General features: G+C 43.7%; 17 protein-coding genes. 12 read left to right on the top strand and 5 right to left on the bottom strand.

What is annotated here, in order from left to right:
- Positions 1-6 precede the first annotated feature (6 nt).
- Positions 7-1587, bottom strand: a complete 1581-nt coding sequence (locus H8S64_RS18870; RefSeq protein ID WP_186978207.1) for an NAD+ synthase — start codon at positions 1585-1587, stop codon at positions 7-9.
- A 141-nt stretch (positions 1588-1728) separates the two neighbouring features.
- Here H8S64_RS18870 and H8S64_RS18865 point away from each other — a divergent pair, with 141 nt between their 5' ends.
- Positions 1729-2262 carry a 5-formyltetrahydrofolate cyclo-ligase gene (locus tag H8S64_RS18865; protein ID WP_186978205.1) on the top strand — a complete coding sequence of 178 codons (534 nt, stop codon included), beginning with the start codon at positions 1729-1731 and terminating at the stop codon, positions 2260-2262.
- 309 nt (positions 2263-2571) lie between these two features.
- Here the strand turns inward: H8S64_RS18865 and fdxA are convergent, their stop codons facing one another.
- Entirely contained in the window at positions 2572-2742 is a 171-nt protein-coding gene (gene fdxA / locus H8S64_RS18860; RefSeq protein ID WP_186978203.1) for a 4Fe-4S ferredoxin, read from the bottom strand.
- A 350-nt stretch (positions 2743-3092) separates the two neighbouring features.
- Between fdxA and H8S64_RS18855 the strand changes: the two genes are divergently transcribed.
- The 10 genes from H8S64_RS18855 to H8S64_RS18810 all read left to right on the top strand — a co-directional run bounded on the left by H8S64_RS18855 (position 3093) and on the right by H8S64_RS18810 (position 10480).
- On the top strand, positions 3093-3662 hold the full coding sequence (locus tag H8S64_RS18855; protein ID WP_186978200.1) for a 50S ribosomal protein L25/general stress protein Ctc: 570 nt from the start codon (positions 3093-3095) through the stop codon (positions 3660-3662).
- A gap of 20 nt (positions 3663-3682) precedes the next feature.
- Entirely contained in the window at positions 3683-4258 is a 576-nt protein-coding gene (gene pth / locus H8S64_RS18850) for an aminoacyl-tRNA hydrolase (RefSeq protein ID WP_186978198.1), read from the top strand.
- A 60-nt stretch (positions 4259-4318) separates the two neighbouring features.
- A complete protein-coding gene (locus H8S64_RS18845; RefSeq protein WP_186978196.1) occupies positions 4319-4690 on the top strand; it encodes an RNA-binding S4 domain-containing protein in 372 nt (123 codons plus the stop codon).
- A 76-nt stretch (positions 4691-4766) separates the two neighbouring features.
- Positions 4767-5318 (top strand): DUF4924 family protein, encoded by a 552-nt coding sequence (locus H8S64_RS18840; RefSeq protein ID WP_186978194.1) that lies wholly within the window; start codon positions 4767-4769, stop codon positions 5316-5318.
- A 10-nt stretch (positions 5319-5328) separates the two neighbouring features.
- Positions 5329-6369 carry a DUF4097 family beta strand repeat-containing protein gene (locus H8S64_RS18835; protein ID WP_186978192.1) on the top strand — a complete coding sequence of 347 codons (1041 nt, stop codon included), beginning with the start codon at positions 5329-5331 and terminating at the stop codon, positions 6367-6369.
- Between the two features lie 37 nt (positions 6370-6406).
- Positions 6407-7588: a M16 family metallopeptidase gene (locus H8S64_RS18830; protein ID WP_255469615.1), complete on the top strand. Its 1182-nt coding sequence runs from the start codon at positions 6407-6409 to the stop codon at positions 7586-7588.
- Positions 7589-7596: 8 nt separating this feature from the next.
- Positions 7597-8244 (top strand): O-methyltransferase, encoded by a 648-nt coding sequence (locus H8S64_RS18825; RefSeq protein WP_186978188.1) that lies wholly within the window; start codon positions 7597-7599, stop codon positions 8242-8244.
- 97 nt (positions 8245-8341) lie between these two features.
- Positions 8342-9136, top strand: a complete 795-nt coding sequence (locus H8S64_RS18820; RefSeq protein WP_186978186.1) for a thymidylate synthase — start codon at positions 8342-8344, stop codon at positions 9134-9136.
- 94 nt (positions 9137-9230) lie between these two features.
- A complete protein-coding gene (locus H8S64_RS18815) occupies positions 9231-9719 on the top strand; it encodes a dihydrofolate reductase (RefSeq protein ID WP_186978184.1) in 489 nt (162 codons plus the stop codon).
- Positions 9719-10480: a Kdo domain containing protein gene (locus H8S64_RS18810; RefSeq protein WP_186978182.1), complete on the top strand. Its 762-nt coding sequence runs from the start codon at positions 9719-9721 to the stop codon at positions 10478-10480. Before H8S64_RS18815 ends, H8S64_RS18810 begins: the two co-directional genes overlap by 1 nt.
- Positions 10481-10610: 130 nt before the next feature.
- Here the strand turns inward: H8S64_RS18810 and H8S64_RS18805 are convergent, their stop codons facing one another.
- The 3 genes from H8S64_RS18805 to H8S64_RS18795 are packed head-to-tail and all read right to left on the bottom strand — an operon-like array spanning position 10611 to position 13512.
- On the bottom strand, positions 10611-11663 hold the full coding sequence (locus H8S64_RS18805) for a CDP-glycerol glycerophosphotransferase family protein (RefSeq protein WP_099294191.1): 1053 nt from the start codon (positions 11661-11663) through the stop codon (positions 10611-10613).
- A complete protein-coding gene (locus H8S64_RS18800) occupies positions 11663-12397 on the bottom strand; it encodes a phosphocholine cytidylyltransferase family protein (RefSeq protein ID WP_186978179.1) in 735 nt (244 codons plus the stop codon). The genes H8S64_RS18805 and H8S64_RS18800 overlap by 1 nt, the downstream gene beginning before the upstream one ends.
- A gap of 59 nt (positions 12398-12456) precedes the next feature.
- Positions 12457-13512: a pyridoxal phosphate-dependent aminotransferase gene (locus H8S64_RS18795; protein ID WP_186978177.1), complete on the bottom strand. Its 1056-nt coding sequence runs from the start codon at positions 13510-13512 to the stop codon at positions 12457-12459.
- A gap of 228 nt (positions 13513-13740) precedes the next feature.
- On the opposite strand from H8S64_RS18795, the gene H8S64_RS18790 reads away from it, so the two are divergent.
- Positions 13741-14580: a glycosyltransferase family 2 protein gene (locus H8S64_RS18790; RefSeq protein ID WP_222621213.1), complete on the top strand. Its 840-nt coding sequence runs from the start codon at positions 13741-13743 to the stop codon at positions 14578-14580.
- Positions 14581-14591: the final 11 nt, after the last annotated feature.

Raw genomic sequence — 14591 nt, 5'->3', positions numbered from 1 at the left:
TGTCGTTTACAATTTAGCTGTGAGTGGCATCCGACGCCCGCTTCCGAAGGATTTCTTGCTTACCTTGAGGATCGGGGGACACTGTGTCCGCTTGTATTCGTTGCGATTTACCAGCGCGAGAGTCTTCTCCACGAGCGCAGGGGCGAATCCTTGTTTGATGATATCTTGCTTGGATTGATTGTCTTCGATGTATAATTTTAGAATCGCGTCCAGAATATCATACTCGGGGAGCGAGTCTTGATCTTTTTGATCGGGATGGAGTTCTGCCGAGGGGGCTTTTGTGATGGTGTTTTCGGGTATGAGTTCCCGTTCCCGGTTGATATATCGGGACAGTTTGTACACTTCGGTTTTATACACGTCGCCTAACACGGAAAGAGAACCGCACATATCCCCGTACAAGGTGCCGTAGCCAACAGCAGCCTCGCTTTTGTTCGAGGTGTTGAGCAAAATATGCCCGAATTTATTGGAGATTGCCATCACGAGTGTTCCCCGGATACGGGCTTGCAGGTTTTCTTCCGCCACGTTGAACGGTGCGTCTTTAAAGACGGGTTGCAAGGTGGAAAGGAATGCGTCGTATATCTCTTTTATCGCGAGAGTTTCATGTGCTATTCCCAGATTCCTCGCCAAATCGACGGCATCCTTCACGGAATGGTCGGTTGAGAAGCGGGAAGGCATCAGTATGCCTAACACGTTTTCTTTCCCGAGTGCCTCGACTGCTAACGCGGCAACGAGAGCGGAATCAATTCCGCCGGAAAGACCTAAAACGGCTTTGCTGAACCCGTTTTTACGGAAGAAATCCTTGATGCCCGACACGAGAGCGTCATGAATCAGTGCGATAGAATCCCGTGCAGCCTCTTTTACCGGGGCGAGGTTTTCCAAAGCGTTGGTATCGATGAGTATGAAATCTTCATCAAAGGCGGCTCCTTTGGTTACAAGTACGCCTTTTTTGTTGAAAACGAGAGTGTTCCCGTCGAATATGATAGAGCTGTTGGCTCCCGTGTGATTTAACGCTATCACGGGGCATTTGTGCTCCCGGGCGATGGAAGAGAATACTTCTTTGCGATAGGCATAGCTTTCTGTGGTGAACGGTGTGGGGCCCACGTGAAGGATTAGCGTGTCGGTCTTTTCGATGACGTTTGATTCGTATTCGTCGAAAAGGACACGGATGTTTTGATTCATGTACCGCAAGGGAGAATTCGATTCGTCCGCGATAAAATAGCGGCTCTCGTCAAAAATATCGTAGTCGCTTAGCACGGTTTTGTTGACACCGCCCCGTACTTCACGGTCATACATGAAGAACATGGCGTTGTAAAGTACCCCGTCTTCCAAGTCGAGATTGGGGCAACCCACTAGAGCGGCGATATTTGTACATTGTCCGGCAATTTTTTCGATACTGATGCGACATTCATTCACGAAATATTCTTTCTCGAACAGGTCTTGCGGGTATGCACCGCATATCGCGTGTTCGGGAAACACGACCAGGTCTGCTTTTTTTGATTTCGCTTTTTGTATGGCGGCAATGATAAGGTCCCTGTTTTTGGAGATGTCGCCGATATGATAGTTTATTTGAGGTATTGCTATTTTCATTGTATCCTGCACGTTATATCCCTCGTGGGGATGGTTGATAAATTAAAATGATAACTCTTTGGCAGCTCACTTTGTTATTTGTCGCAAAAGTACGAATTTTGCACAAGATAATAAATAAGTTATTCATGAAGTTTGTTGATAATGGATAAAAAAGAGTTGCGTAAGCAGATAAAGGTTTTAAAAAATCAATATTCCCCGGAACAGAAGGTCGAGATGTCCCGTCCGATTTGGAATGAACTGGAACAAAATGTTTTTTTTAAGGAGGCGCATACCCTTTTGGCGTATTGGTCGATGGATGACGAGGTGTTTACTCATGATTACGTGGTCAAGTGGGCGGGCGAGAAGAGAATTTTGCTTCCTTGCGTGAAAGGGGATGTTCTTGAATTGCGGGTGTTCGAGGGTATGGAATCTTTGAAAGCGGGAGAGTCCTTCGGGATACTGGAACCCGTGGGAGAATTGTACACGGATTACGATTCCATTGATATGATTGTCGTGCCGGGTGTCGCTTTTGACCGGCAAGGAAACCGCTTGGGGCGGGGACGGGGATACTATGACAAGATATTGAAAGAAACTCGCGCGGCAAAGAAGGTCGGTATTTGTTTCGATTTCCAGTTCGTGGAGGAAGTGCCTGTCGATGAGTTGGACGTGCGCATGGATTTGGTTGTACACGGGTAAAGGGCAAGAGGAGGTAAACCTAATACGATAGGTTGTCGGTAGATGTCGTGTAATCTTATAGAGAACCCACTGTAATCCTACCCAAGAACTAGGGTAATAAGTACATGTTGCCGATGTTGCTTTGTATTAATTCCGGTGTTTCTATATTGGAGATAATAGGAACGCCGGGGGAAGAACGGAGCAAGACCGGAGATAGGGTAGGATTACGGTATTTCTTGGGTAGGATTACGGTGGGTTCTCTTTAGGCTATGATACAAAAATGGCTGCATCAATTTTGACGCAGCCATTGATTTTCCTTTTTTATGATGATTAAGCTTCTTTCGGAGCTCCTACAGGACAAACGCCAGCGCAAGCCCCGCATGAGATACATTCATCAGCATTGATTTGGTAGTGGTCATCACCCATAGAGATTGCTCCTACCGGGCATTCTGGTTCACATGCTCCACAAGAAATACAATCATCAGTTATTACGTAAGCCATTTCTAAAATTTTTTTTTGTTAATAATGCCGCAAAAATATAATCTATAATTGAAACAAAAAATTTTTTTCAGGATAAAAAGGGTTATTTTCCCTTATTTATACCCATTGTAAAATGGAATAGTCCATAAGGTCTATAAGGTCAGTAAAGTTCATAAGGTCATAGGGGGGGCGAGGGCAAAAGCGCTTCAACGCTTTTGCCCTGATTTGAGTTGTGGTTTCGAGAAATATTTTATACCTTTGCGGCGCATTTTAGAGTACGGGGGAATTTTAAACGTGTAATGGGAACGCGGATATGGCTTAGAACCCCGGGGCAACAATCCGTGTTTGAGTAGCACAACAATTTTAGTAATATGCAAGTATTTGAATTAAAAGGAGAAGTAAGAAGCGACGTAGGTAAGAAAGCTACTAAAGCAGTAAGAAACGAAGAAAAAGTTCCGTGTGTTCTTTACGGTGGTGAGTCTAACGTTCATTTCGCTGTAAAAGAGCGGGATTTAAAGAAACTTCTCTATACTCCTAACGTGTATTTGGTGAATCTCGTTCTTGACGGTAAGTCTTATGATGCTGTGATGAGAGATATTCAATTCCACCCGGTATCTGATAAAGTATTACACATTGATTTTTACCAGACGTTTGAGGATAAACCGGTGGTAATTGAAGTGCCTGTTAAGACGACGGGACATGCTGCCGGAGTTCAAGCCGGAGGTAAATTGGCATTGATTACCCGTAAGTTGAAAGTGAAGGCTCTTCCGAAAGCTGTGCCGGATGAAATTACGCTTGACGTTACTTCATTGGGTGTCGGTAAAGCTATCAAGGTACAGGATATCCATATCGAAGGTATTGATATCGTGAACGCGAAGAGTGTTGTTGTCGCTCAAGTGAAATTGACAAGAGCTGCAAGGGCTGCACAAAGCGCTCAATAGTCGTTTGAAAAAGTAGAAAGATGAAATATCTTATTGTGGGATTAGGGAACATTGGTCCCGAATACCAGAATACACGACATAACATCGGATTTAGAGTGTTGGACGCCTTTGCTAAGGCGTCCAATGCTGTTTTTGAAGATATGCGTTACGGGGCAGTAGCCACGGTGAAGTTGAAGGGGCGGACTCTGATACTGTTGAAGCCGAATACGTACATGAACCTTAGCGGGAAAGCCGTGAGTTACTGGATGCAGAAGGAGAAGATTGATTTATCGAATCTTTTTGTAGTTGTCGATGATTTGGCCTTGCCTTTCGGAACAATACGCTTGAGAAGTAAAGGTAGTGACGGGGGGCATAACGGGTTGAAGAGTATCAACCAATTGTTGGGAACACAGGCGTATACCCGTTTGCGGTTTGGCATCGGTGACAATTTTCCCAAGGGAAGACAGGTGGATTACGTGTTGGGGGAATGGAGCGATGGAGAGGAAGAGCGATTGCCTGCCATGTTAAAACATTGTGGCGAGGTGATTGAAAATTTTGTTTTTATCGGGGTGGATAAAACGATGAGTCTGTTTAATAATTTACGATTTGAGATTTAAGATTTACGATTTTAAATCGTAAGTTTACAACTTGAGTATTGTAATTTAAAGATATAGACAGTGGAGAAGGTTAGAATAGATAAATGGTTATGGGCAGTCCGGATTTTCAAGACCCGTTCATTGGCTGCCGAGGCTTGTGGAAAGGGACACGTGTCTATCGGGGATGCGCACGTGAAGGCTTCTCGTGAAGTGAAAGTCGGGGACACGGTAAAGGTGCGGGTCCCCCCGATTGAAAGGGAATATCTGGTGAAGCAAGTAACGGATAAACGGATGTCTGCACAATTGGCAGTCGATTTCGTGGAAGAAACCACTCCACAGGAAAGGTTGGATATCCTGCGAGGTACTCACATGCAATTCGAGGCTCGTGATAGAGGAACGGGACGCCCGACAAAACGGGATCGCAGGTTGATTGATAAACTTAAAGAATTTTAAATTGTAGATTTTAAATTTTAAATTGCGTTTGTGAGATATGCAATCTAAAATCTAAAATCTAAAATCCCAAATTAGTATGTTAGTTGCGCGGGAAAAAAGAAAGAGTAATGTGGCTGAATATATTTTGTATATGTGGCAGTTGGAGGATATGCTGAGAGCGATGCAGATGGATATTCGGCAAGTGGAACGGAATGTGGTCAGCCAGTTTCAAGTAGATGAGGACACCCGGAAGGAGATCAGGGAGTGGTATGATAACTTGATTGAGATGATGAAGAGGGAAGAGGTGGTAAAAGGAGGGCATCTACAAGTAGTCAAGAATATGGTGAATGAATTGACGGAGTTGCATTACTACCTGTTGCATGAATCGCAAGATATGAAATACAAGCAATTGTTCATGATGACCGCGAACAATTTGTTGGATTACCGCCGGAAAACTAACTTACCGGAAGAGGTGTCCGACGTGGAATTGGCACTTCATGCTCTTTATGGACATTTGATGTTGCGTTTACAAAAAAAAGAGATAAATTCGCAGACGGCCATGGCTATGGAATCGTTTAGCCGGATGATTGCTTATCTGGCGGCGAAATACAAGGCGATAGAAGAGAATGAAGAAAAGATGTTTGATTAATCACAATAGAATGAAGAGAATATTATTTATCACGATAGCTGTTTTGTTTGTCCTGAACGCACGGGCAGAAGAGGGAACCAAGGAATTTAAACAGAGTTTTCCGGCGGCTTCCTTTAATGAATTGATCGTGTCCAATCGTTACGGGAATATCGATATACGTCAGGAAGGAGAGGAGTTTGCTATTACCGCGAGCGTGTGGGTGGAGGCAAAGAATAAAGCCAAGGTGGATGAAATACTTGAGTATATCGCGATAACAGCCAAGGAACGGGGAGCGGCATTGAACGTGGAAACCGTGTTTAAAAAGGATATGAGTTTGAAACAGACGTTCTCCGGCGTTACGGTTAGCGTGGATTATCATATTAAAGTTCCGAAAGGAAAGAAGGTGCGTTTATTAAGTACGGATGGCGGCATCTCTATGAGCGATTTCACGGGAGATTTGAGTGTAGAGATCGTGTCGGGAAATTTTAAGGCAAACACGGTGTTGGGTGGCGAGTTTTCTGTGAAGCAATCCAAGGGGGAATTTGAAGTGGAGAAAGTAGCCGTGTTTAATGGTGAATTCAAATCCTGTAAGGTAAAGATTGGTGAGGGTACGGATATGAAATTGGATTGTAATTCCACGGGGTTGCAGTTGATGGAAGCGAATAATCTCACGCTGAAGACTTCCGGGGGTACTTGTTACTTGGGGATGATCGAGAATTTGAGCGGGAATTCTTTTTACACGAAATACGAGGTGCAGGATATCGGCGGTAGCCTATGGATGGATACGCGTTGGGGAGAATTGAACGTGAGGAATATCAATCTTTCATTCTCTTCGGTAGAGGTAAAGAGTTCTTCAACAAAGGTGGGTTTGACTTTCATGGAGGGGTGCGGGTATGCGCTTGAAATCAACAGGAATAAGAATTTGAAAGTTGAGTTACCGCAAGGTGTTGTTTTGGAAACCAAACCGACGACGAATAAAAATGCTGTTTTGGAAACAGGTTTTGTCGGCGATAAGAAGTTTTCGGGAAGAGTGAATTTGAATATGTCGGGGGGAAGTCTTTTTATTCAGTAAAATGTATCAAACACATATATTTCCAAATGGATTGCGCTTGATCCATAATTATGTTCCGAATAAAGCCGCCTATTGCGGGCTGATTATTAACGTGGGAAGCCGGGATGAACAGGCGGGGGAGTTCGGGATGGCTCATTTTATCGAGCACGTTATTTTCAAGGGAACAGAGAAGCGAAAAGCCTATCATATATTGAGCCGTCTGGAAGACGTGGGGGGCGAGTTGAACGCGTACACGACCAAAGAGGATACCTGCGTGTATGCCACGTTTATGGCGAAAGATTACGAGCGGGCGTTGGAGTTGTTTGCGGATATCGTGTTTCATTCCGTTTTTCCGGAGAAGGAGATCGAGAAGGAGAAAGATGTCGTGCTGGATGAGATTAACTCGTACAAGGATAATCCCGGGGAATTGATTTTCGATGATTTCGAGGAGCTGGTTTATTCCGGTTACCCGATCGGGCGGAATATCTTGGGTGACGAGGCTTCCGTGGAACAAATATCCCGTGAAATGGTACTTGATTTCGTGCGACGGAATTATTTCCCGAATCGCATGGTGATCAGTTCGGTGGGAGATATTGCCTTTGACAAGTTGGTGCGTTTGGTGGAGAAGTATTTTGCCGGTTACGAGAGCGGTCCTTCCTTGCAGACACGGGTAAAGCCTGAAATTTATACTCCCCGGTTCGTGGAGTTGGACAAGGATACGCACCAGTGTCATTGTATTATCGGGAATATCGCTTATGATTACACGCAGGATAATCGGTTGGCATTGTCTTTACTGATCAATCTGTTGGGTGGGGCGGGAATGAACACTCGTCTTAATTTGAATATACGGGAACGCCACGGGCTTGCCTATAATATCGAGGCTTCCTATACGCCTTACTCGGACACGGGGATCGCTATGATCTATTTCGGGTGCGACCCGGAGCACGCGGAATGGTGCTTGAGTTTGTGCAAGAAGGAGATGCGCTCTTTGTACGAGGAGAAGTTGGGACCCGTGCAATTGAAGCGTGCGAAGGCGCAAATGGTAGGACAGTTGGCTATTTCTTCCGAGAATTACGAGAATCTGATGTTGTCTATCGGAAAGAGTTTTCTGATCTATGATAAGGTGGACAGTCTGGAAGATATTTACACCCAAGTGGATGAGATTACGTCGGAAGTATTGTTGCAAGTGGCGAAAGACATATTTGATATAGAAAAGCAATCGATTTTATTATATAAATAGGAGGTTGTATGTTGGAACTGAACGCAGAATTGGAGCAATATATTTTGGCACACAGCGAACCGGAGAGCGACGTGTTGGCTGAGTTGTCCCGTGCGACTCATCTGCAAGTGTTGCGCCCGAGAATGTTGTCGGGAAACCTGCAAGGGCAATTTCTGAAGATGATGTGCAAGATGCTCGGTGCCCGGAGGGTGTTGGAGATCGGGACTTACACGGGGTATGCGGCGATTTCTATGGCATACGGTTTGGCGGAAGGGGGCGTGGTGCATACGATTGACGTGAATGACGAATTGGAGGATTTCACACGAGGGTTTATCGAGAAAAGCGGCTTGCAGGAACGTGTCGTTTTTCACGTGGGAGATGCTTGCGAGATTATTCCCCGTCTGAATGAAACTTTTGATTTGGTGTTTATTGACGCGGATAAAAGGGAATACTCGGAATATTATCGTCTGGTATTTGATAAAGTCCGGGTGGGAGGGTTAATCATTGCTGATGACGTGTTGTGGGATGGTAAAGTCGCCGATCCTAATGTGAAACCGGATGCCCAAACGAAAGGTATTCTGGATTTTAACGATATGATACAAGCTGACCCCCGGGTGGAAAATCTATTACTTCCTATTCGGCATGGGTTGATGGTGATAAGAAAATCTGAAATCTGAAATCTAAAATCTAAAATTAAAAGCTATCTTTGTTCAATCATCCGATTGAAAGTTGGAATGTGCATTTTCAATTTTCAATTTTCAATTTTCAATTATTATGAAGCAGTACTTAGATTTGTTGGATAGAATTTTGAAAGAGGGGACTGTAAAAGAAGACCGCACGGGTACGGGGACTATCAACGTGTTCGGACACCAGATGCGTTTCAACTTGGAAGAGGGTTTCCCCTTGTTGACCACGAAGAAATTACACTTGAAATCTATTATATACGAATTGCTGTGGTTCCTGCAAGGCGACACGAACGTGAAGTATTTGCAAGAACATGGCGTGAAGATTTGGAATGAATGGGCTGACGAGAACGGAGATTTGGGACATATCTACGGTTATCAATGGCGTTCATGGCCTAAAGCTGACGGAACTTTCTTGGATCAGATCACGCAAGTCGTGGAAGGAATAAAGAATACGCCTGATTCGCGGCGGCTGATCGTTAGTGCATGGAATGCTGGAGATATCGAGAACATGGCATTGCCGCCTTGTCATGCCTTGTTTCAATTTTTTGTGGCGGACGGTAAGCTTTCCTGTCAACTCTATCAACGGAGTGCGGATACATTTTTGGGGGTACCTTTTAATATCGCTTCTTATGCCCTGCTGACCATGATGATCGCACAGGTTTGCGGTTTGAAGCCCGGTGAGTTCGTGCATACGTTGGGTGATACTCATATTTATTTGAATCATATTGAACAGGTAAAATTGCAATTATCGCGTGAACCTCGTCGTTTGCCCCGTATGGTAATCAACCCGGAGGTGAAAAGTATCTTTGACTTTCAATACGAGGATTTCGAGTTGCAAGGCTATGATCCGCATCCGCATATAAAGGGGGCGATATCTGTTTAATTGAAAATTGAAAGTGGAAAATTGAAAATGAAATCATTTACGGTTAAAAATGGGTTAGTGGGAGAAAATCGTAAATTTAAAATGTAAAATTAGAATGGTTTTATCAATTATAGTAGCTGCGGCAGAGAATAATGTTATCGGTAGGGATAATGGGTTGGTGTGGAGGTTGTCGGCTGATTTGAAACGTTTTAAAGCGTTGACAACGGGACACACGATTTTGATGGGACGCAAGACTTACGAGTCCGTGGGGAAGGCATTGCCTAACCGGAGAAATATCGTGATTTCACGGAACCCGGATTATAAAGCGGAAGGTTGTGAGGTCGTTCGGAGTGTGGAGGAGGCTTTGGAATTGACAAAGGGGGAAGATGAGGTTTTCGTGACCGGAGGAGGTACTATTTACAAGGAATTGTGGGGTAAGGCGGATCGATTGTATCTTACTGTCGTGCATCAGGAGTGCGAGGGGGATACGTTAATTCCTTCTGTGGATCCGAATCAATGGAAAGAAGTATTCCGGGAAGCTCACGAGGCGGACGAGAAGAACGAGTTTGATTACACCTTTATTAATTACGAGCGGATAAAGTAATGGATTACCGGATCAACCCGAAATACAAATCACTGGAGAAAGCCATTCTTGATATTCCCCGTCGATTCGAGGTGGAGGGGGAGGTGATCGAGGATAACCGGAATGTAATCAAAATACTGGATGTAGAAGGGGTGCGTGTGAATGTGAAATCATTCAAGGTGCCGAATGTAATCAACCAATTTGCTTACGCGTATATCCGGAAAGGAAAGGCTCAACGTTCTTATGAATATGCCAATTTGTTCCGGGAAAAAGGTATCGGGACGCCCGAACCGGTGGCGTATATCGTGAAACGGAACGCGTGGGGTGTTACCCGGAGTTATTATATTTCTTTGCAGGTGGACTATGATTATTTGTTTCGGGATTTGCGGGAGAAACGTCCGGCTGATCTGGAATTTATATTGAGAGAGTTTACCCGATTTACACATTATTTTCATTCACAATCAGTCTATTTCGTGGATCATTCCCCGGGCAACACGTTAATAAAGCGCACGAGTAATGGTATGGAATTTAGCTTGGTTGATTTGAATCGGGTGAAATTCATGCATATATCTCCATTCGTGGGGTTAAAGAATTTCTATCGGTTGAATGCTACGGATGATATGATAGAGATTATCGCGGATGAATATGCCCGTTTGACTCATTCGGATTCCAAGGAGATGATTCGTTTGCTCAAGGAATGGACTCATGCTCATGATGAACGGGTGCGTAAGCGGAAAGAGAAAAGAAATAAGGTGCGTTCTAACGCACCCTCTAGTCTGTAAGGTCCGTAAAGTCCATAAGGTCGAACCTCCAGTTCCTAAAGTCGAAAAAAAATGATTTGGATTGTTCCCGGGTATATTTTTGACCTTCTGACTTTATAGACTTTACGGACTTTATGGACTAGAGTGCGTTTTATGCCCTCTTAATTTTCCCGAATTTCTTGATACTCGTGTATTTTCGCCAAAGATTTAATTTCCGTTTTGCTGGCACCCCGTGGCGAGCGATATAATCCCGTGCGGCTTCAAGCATCCGATGTCCGACTTTGCCGTCGAGATAGGGATCGTAATTTTCAATGATCCATTTGCGTTTGGCGATATATTCTTCGTCGTGTAATACTTTTTCCAAAGCCTCGGGGAGTTCTTCCGGGTTTTGTATGTCTAGCCAATAGATGTCTTTCGCTATGGTCTTGTAGGTGATAACCGGTTTATCCAGTAGTAGAAACTCGTAAACGGTGGAAGAGGTATCGCTGATCATCACGTCGGACATGATCTGGTATTTCGTGATATTGTGATCTTCTACCCAAAGCATATTGTCGTGTTGCGCGGCAAGCTCTTTGTACTCCTGCATCCACTCGGCTTTTGTCAAGGGGTGGAATTTCAAGATTAATAGCACGTCTTTCTCTTTTGCCAATTTTACTAACCCTTCTTTGATGAAAGGCAGCGAGGTCAGTGACGGTGAAAAAGTCGGGGCATACAGCACGAGTTTGTTTTTACCGTGTTTTTCCAGCAACGCTTTTTTCTCGGCATCGAAAGTATGAAGATTTTCGTAAATCCAATCTTGACGAGGCCAGCCTGTTTCCACGACTTCGAAATCCTTGTATTTCTTGGCAAGAGCGGTGAAGCCTTTCGTGAATAAGGGACCTTGGGTAAAATACGTGTCGAAATAGCGGCGTATGACCCAATGGTCTTTCTTTTCAGTCGCGTAACCGTGGAATATTTGTATTTTCACTCCCGGCAGGTAATAAGGCACGATATTGCAGGGGACAAAGATAGCTTCGGGGGAGAAATCATAAATCTCTTGGATGCTGTTTGTCCATTTTACTTCGTCCTTTAACGGAAATTCGGGGATGTTTTTTTCTTGAACAAACCACAAAATGGAGTGTCCCCCTTCTCTGTTTGCCTCTGCCTCGATAGGTTGCAGAATATTGATGGCGTATTTTTGCTCACAGAATAATACGATGCGCATTACTGTAGATGTTTAGGTATTCGATTGATAGCGTCTTGAAAATCTTCCACGGTGTCGAGTTCCATGGAGAAATAGTTACTCGTGTCCACGGGATAAAAATAGTGTCCTCGCGTGATCAGGCGTTCGAAAGCAAGTTCGTAGAATACATTATCCAGTCCCTCGTTTACGATCATTTGTTCCAATTCCGTGTAGAGAGCTGAAAGATAAGCGTTCGATATTTTTTCGATACCGATAGATTCGCCGATAGCTTTCTCGATGGAACAGGTTTTGCTGATCTCCGTGATTTGATTCTTCTCGTTCACGATGACTTTGATTTCTTCCTCGCCCAGTTTATGGCTGTCTAATGCCAGACAGTCATTATACGGGGCGTCCTGTAAAGTTTTGATCATACGCGGGTCGTACAGAATATCACTGTCCAGCAGGATGATTTCTTTTTCTTGCAGAACTTCCGGTTTTGCCAACCATAACGAGTATATATTGTTGGTTGACGCGTAGACTTCATTGTAAATGAATCTCACGGGGAGATTCGGATAGGTCGTTTGCACGAAATTTTCGATCATCTCTTTTAAATAGCCCGTGACAATCACAATTTCATCGATACCGTTGACTAACAGACCGTCGATAGCTCTTTGCAGTAGGGTGCGATTGCCGATTTTTAGCAAACATTTCGGGCGGTCGTTCGTGAGAGGGCGTAATCGGGAAGCAATTCCCGCGGCGAGGATAACAGCTTTCATACGTTTCTTTAAAAAACAGAACCACATGACCGGTCTGTCATGTGGTTCTGTATATGGAATTATTTAGAATTTAGCATAACTTCTTTGATCGTATCTATGACCAAGCGATTCTGTTTTTGAGTTCCCAAGGTGATACGCATATGGGTATTGATGTCTTCCTCGTTCATGAATTTGACAATCAATCCTTTTGCTTTTAAGGCTTCTTGAAGTTTAGCTTTCATGGCAATAGGATATTTCACAAGAATAAAGTTGGCTTCTGATTTATACACTTTGAAGCCGTCGAGCACGTTTAATTCTTTCATGTATAATTCCCGGTCTTCTGCCATCAAGTCTGCTATATGTTGATAGTAGTCACTTGCCTTGAACACGGCAACTCCAATTTCTTCCGTGATTCGGTTGTAGCCGAGATATTTCGTACTATAGTTCAAGAACACGGATAAGTCTGCGCCCATGAAAGCGAATCCAAGACGTAAACCCGGCAGTCCGTAAAATTTGGATAGCGTGCGGATTATCAAAAGATTCGGGAATTCTTCAATCAACGGTTTGATATAGCTGGTATCCTTGTTCGCGAAAGAAGCGTAAGCTTCGTCAATCACGATCACCGTTTCACGGGGAATGAAAGAAAGTATCTCATGTAATTCTTCCTTTGTCAAAGAGTTGCCCGTCGGGTTATTGGGGGATGCCATAAGCACCATTTCCGGCTTTTCTTTTTCTACCGATTCGCGAATACTTTGAATATCGTACTTGAAAGTGTTGCCTTCCTCGAACAACGGGTAAAAAATGGTTCTTCCGTTTACTTCGTCGGCGATGGATTTGTAGTACCACCACGAGAACTTAGGAATAAGCAGCGTTTTTTGTTTCGTACCGCCAGCCAAGAAACAGTGTACCACTTGTTTCAGAATGTCTTCACCCCCGTATCCTAGGATTACTTGTTTTTCCGGAATCCCGTACAATTCAGAGATGTAATCGGATAGAATGCTTTTTTTACCCTCGTCGTAAATGCGGGTGTAGAAGCATAATTTATTCGGATCAAAGTTTTTCAGCACTTCGCCGATTTCGGGTGCCGGTCCGTAATTGTATTCATTACGGTCGAGGTAAGTTATTTCTTTCTTCATCAATACAATAAATATATCTTAGACTTTTTTATTCGTCCGGTTTGTTTATAAATAGATATCAATAAACGATCCTTTAATGATAGCCAAAAGTAACTAATTTTTGGAGTATCTCCTACAAACCATTTTTATTTTTTTGTGCTAGTAATCAGTTACTATCATAATATCATGGAATTGTGGTCGTATGCCTTGGAGGAAAATTAAATAACGATCATTTTTTTAAACTAAAATATGGTGTTGAAAATGCAGGTTTCTGTTATTGTTTCTACTTATAATCAGCCGGAATGGTTAGAAAAAGTATTATGGGGATATAATATACAAAGTTTTAAAGAATTTGAGTTGATTGTCGCGGATGATGGATCCGGTAAAGCTACGCGGGAAGTATTGGAACGGTTGACTCCCCGGCTATCTTACCCGCTAAAGCACGTGTGGCATGAGGATAGAGGATTCCGAAAATGTGAAATATTGAATAAAGCGATTTTGGCGGCGAGTACGGATTATTTGGTTTTTACTGATGGAGATTGTATCCCGAGGAATGATTTTATCGAGAAGCACATGAAATTCAGGAAGAAAGGGTACTTCCTTTCAGGTGGGTGTCGCAGGTTGTCGATGGATACTTCCCGTGAGATACATTTGCGGGATATCGAGTCACAGGCTTGTTTTAATATCCGCTGGCTAAAACAGCATGGGATGAGAAATTCTTTCCGTAATAATAAATTGACTCGTTCTTCTTTTAAAGCCTTTCTCTTGAATTTCTTGACAACAACGAAGGCTACATGGAACGGGGGCAACGCTTCCGGCTGGCGGGAGGATATTATCCGGGTGAATGGTTTTGACGAGAGAATGGAGTATGGCGGAGAGGATCGGGAGTTCGGGGAAAGATTGGTAAATGCCGGAATCCGGGGATTGCAAATACGTTATTCGGCTATTTGCTTGCATCTGGATCATGCACGGGGCTATGTGAATGAGAGTGCCTTGCGAAAAAATAAAAAGATTCGGAAGGATACCGTGTGTTTAAAACATGTCCGGACAAATTTTGGAATAGTAAAATCCGAAGATTCGATTTGTTAAATATCTAATCG

The sequence above is a fragment of the Butyricimonas hominis genome, assembly GCF_014287455.1.
GTDB classification, from domain to species: domain Bacteria; phylum Bacteroidota; class Bacteroidia; order Bacteroidales; family Marinifilaceae; genus Butyricimonas; species Butyricimonas muris.
This window is presented reverse-complemented; position numbering and strand designations above follow the sequence as displayed.

Excerpts from the sequence above, each read along its gene's own strand:
- H8S64_RS18800 (WP_186978179.1), bottom strand. The coding sequence starts at position 12,397 with ATGAAAGCTGTTATCCTCGCCGCGGGAATTGCTTCCCGATTACGCCCT.
- H8S64_RS18815 (WP_186978184.1), top strand. The coding sequence starts at position 9,231 with ATGGTTTTATCAATTATAGTAGCTGCGGCAGAGAATAATGTTATCGGT.
- H8S64_RS18790 (WP_222621213.1), top strand. The coding sequence starts at position 13,741 with ATGGTGTTGAAAATGCAGGTTTCTGTTATTGTTTCTACTTATAATCAG.
- pth (WP_186978198.1), top strand. The coding sequence starts at position 3,683 with ATGAAATATCTTATTGTGGGATTAGGGAACATTGGTCCCGAATACCAG.
- H8S64_RS18810 (WP_186978182.1), top strand. The coding sequence starts at position 9,719 with ATGGATTACCGGATCAACCCGAAATACAAATCACTGGAGAAAGCCATT.
- H8S64_RS18865 (WP_186978205.1), top strand. The coding sequence starts at position 1,729 with ATGGATAAAAAAGAGTTGCGTAAGCAGATAAAGGTTTTAAAAAATCAA.
- H8S64_RS18855 (WP_186978200.1), top strand. The coding sequence starts at position 3,093 with ATGCAAGTATTTGAATTAAAAGGAGAAGTAAGAAGCGACGTAGGTAAG.
- fdxA (WP_186978203.1), bottom strand. The coding sequence starts at position 2,742 with ATGGCTTACGTAATAACTGATGATTGTATTTCTTGTGGAGCATGTGAA.
- H8S64_RS18825 (WP_186978188.1), top strand. The coding sequence starts at position 7,597 with ATGTTGGAACTGAACGCAGAATTGGAGCAATATATTTTGGCACACAGC.
- H8S64_RS18820 (WP_186978186.1), top strand. The coding sequence starts at position 8,342 with ATGAAGCAGTACTTAGATTTGTTGGATAGAATTTTGAAAGAGGGGACT.
- H8S64_RS18840 (WP_186978194.1), top strand. The coding sequence starts at position 4,767 with ATGTTAGTTGCGCGGGAAAAAAGAAAGAGTAATGTGGCTGAATATATT.
- H8S64_RS18870 (WP_186978207.1), bottom strand. The coding sequence starts at position 1,587 with ATGAAAATAGCAATACCTCAAATAAACTATCATATCGGCGACATCTCC.
- H8S64_RS18805 (WP_099294191.1), bottom strand. The coding sequence starts at position 11,663 with ATGCGCATCGTATTATTCTGTGAGCAAAAATACGCCATCAATATTCTG.
- H8S64_RS18835 (WP_186978192.1), top strand. The coding sequence starts at position 5,329 with ATGAAGAGAATATTATTTATCACGATAGCTGTTTTGTTTGTCCTGAAC.
- H8S64_RS18795 (WP_186978177.1), bottom strand. The coding sequence starts at position 13,512 with ATGAAGAAAGAAATAACTTACCTCGACCGTAATGAATACAATTACGGA.